Source organism: Rhizobacter sp. P2_D12 (genome assembly GCF_056404395.1).
In genome coordinates this window covers 1-2,527 of record NZ_JBFUEB010000247.1, presented here as the reverse complement: position 1 = coordinate 2,527, position 2,527 = coordinate 1, and the positions used below count along the sequence as shown (strand labels likewise).

At 69.6% G+C, this 2,527-nt stretch carries 2 protein-coding genes; one reads left to right on the top strand and one right to left on the bottom strand.

The window, feature by feature from the left end; genetic code table 11:
- Positions 1–112 precede the first annotated feature (112 nt).
- Positions 113–2,140 (top strand): hybrid sensor histidine kinase/response regulator, encoded by a 2,028-nt coding sequence (locus AC1DYN_RS32120; protein WP_477966783.1) that lies wholly within the window; start codon positions 113–115, stop codon positions 2,138–2,140.
- Here AC1DYN_RS32120 and AC1DYN_RS32115 read toward each other — a convergent pair.
- Positions 2,116–2,527 (bottom strand): heme-degrading domain-containing protein (locus AC1DYN_RS32115; RefSeq protein WP_477966781.1); only part of this gene is annotated, 412 nt, incomplete at its 5' end. The genes AC1DYN_RS32120 and AC1DYN_RS32115 overlap by 25 nt on opposite strands.

The following is a 2,527-nucleotide window of genomic DNA, read 5'->3' as shown; positions in this document are numbered from 1 at the left end:
ATGTAAAGCGGCGTAAAGCCGGCTTGCAGGTGGTCGTCCGTGTTCGATGCGGGGGCTGGTACGATGTCGGGCTCGTCCCGGTGACTATCTGCGGGGGCGCTTCGAACAACCCATGCGATTCATGATGACGTTTCCCGTTTCCCGCGCCATCCCGGCTGGCGCTGCCATTGCCTGCCTGCTGATTGCCGCTGCAACGGTCGCCGGCTGGGCATGGCACGCGCCATTCCTGATCGGCGCGGCGCCCGGCCAGCCGCAAATGTACCCTTACAGTGCGCTCGGCTTCGCCTGCGCCGCCGTCAGCCTGCTGCTGATGCTGCGTGCGGCGCCGGCTGCCGCGCGGGCGAGCCACGTGCCGGCGCTGCTGGTCCTGGCGCTTGGTCTGGCTGGCGTGACGATGCGCCTTGCCGGTTGGGCGCCGGCGCCGCTGTCGCTCGGTCTGGGCGCTGCGGGGAACGTGTGGAGCCTGCCGGCGCCGCTCACGGTGGGCCTGTTCGTCGTACTCGGCATCAGCCTGAACCTGATTGGCGGGCGCCGCACCGTGGGCCTGGCGCAGGCGCTCGCTGCCGGCGTCGCGCTGTTTTCGCTGCTGACACTGGCGGGCTTCGCCGCCGAAGACACCTTTTTGTACCAGCTGCTGCCGGGGCGCGGCACCTCGCTGCGCACTGCGCTGGCCTTCGTGCTTGTCAGCGGCGCCATTCTGTCGCTGCGCACGGACCAGGGCATGGTCGTCGCGCTGACCGGCGCCAGCACCGGCGGCCGCACGCTGCGCCAGTTGGTGCTGCCGCTGGTGCTGGCGCCGGTCGTGCTGGGCATGATCGCCACCGGCGCAGTGCGCTCGGCCAATCGCGACATCGACCTGACCACGATGATCTGGCTGTTCGTCTGGGGCCAGCTGGTGATCCTGATCGCGGTGGTGTGGCGCTTTGCCTGGCAGTTGTACCGCCAGGAAGTTACGCGCAGCCTGACCGAGCGCGAACGCAACGAGGCGCTGCAGGCGCTGCACCTGGCGGACGAGCGCAAGAATGAATTTTTGGCGATGCTGGCGCACGAGCTGCGCAATCCGCTGGCGCCGATAAGCACCGCCGCCCGCCTGCTCAAGAGCGTGTATGCGACCGATCCGGGGCAGGTGCGGCGCACCAGCGAAATCATCACGCGCCAGGTCGAGCACATGGTTCATCTGGTGGACGATCTGCTGGACGTCTCGCGCGTCACGCGCGGCATGATCGAACTCGATCGCGCGCCGCTCGACCTGCGTCAGCTGGTGACGGCGGCGCTGGAACAGGTGCAGCCGCTGATCGAACTGAAACGCCACAGTCTGCGCACCGAGCTGCCCGCAACCCCCGTGCCGGTGGACGGCGACGCCAAGCGCCTGATCCAGGTGCTGGCAAATCTGATCAACAATGCGGCGAAATACACGCCCGAACGTGGCAGCCTGGTGGTGTCGCTGCGCGTGACGGGCGCCGTCGCCGTGCTGACGGTGCAGGACAACGGCATGGGCATCCCGCCTGCGCTGCTGCCCGACGTGTTTGGCCTGTTCACCCAGGCGCAGCGCACGCCCGACCGGGCCCAGGGCGGTCTGGGCGTGGGGCTGGCGCTGGTGAAGAACCTGGTCGAGCTGCATGGCGGCCAGGTGCGCGCCGACAGCGCCGGGCCGGGCCGGGGCAGCACGTTCACGGTCATCCTGCCGCGCAGCAGMGACCAGGCCGCGCCATCCGTCGCGGCCCCGGCTGCTGAACATGCGCAGCGCAGTGCGGCCCGCCATGTTCTGGTGGTGGACGACAATGCCGATGCCGCGACCTCGCTGGCGCTGCTGCTCGAAGCGGATGGCCACCGGGTGCAGGTCGAACACGCGTCGCGCGCGGCCCTGCAGTGGATTCTGGCAGCGCGGCCGGACGCCTGCATCCTTGACGTCGGCCTGCCCGAGATGGACGGGCGCGAGCTGGCGCGCCGCATCAAGGCCGACATGGGCGATGCCGCACCGTTGCTGATTGCGCTGACCGGTTACGGCAGCGATGCCGACCGCCAGGCGGCGGCCCAGGCCGGGTTCGATCATTATCTAGTGAAGCCGGCCGACATGCGCCAGCTCACGTCACTGCTGGCGGGAATGCCCGCCCGTCAGGGCGCTGCGGGCTTCAGGTAGTCCTTCAGCGCCGCGACCACCAGCGCATGGTCGTCCGGCCCCGGCAACCCGGACACAGTCACCGTGCCGACCACGCCCTGGCCGCGCACGATCACGGGGAAGGCCCCGCCGTGGGCCGCATAATCGCGCATGTCCAGGCCCGGCAGCGCATCATGGTCGCCGCCGCCTTGGCGCACTTCGTTGTGGGTATAGAACGAGCTGTGGCCGGTGTGCCCGACCAGGTTGTTCTTGCGGCGGATCCAGTCGGCGTGATCGGGCGACGCGCCCGGCATCGCCTGCCTGAACAATACGGTGTCGCCACGCGTGACCTGGATCGTTACCGTCTTGCGTTCGCGCTCGGCGCGCGCGACCAGGTGCGCACCGACGGCGCGCGCGGTGGCATCGTCG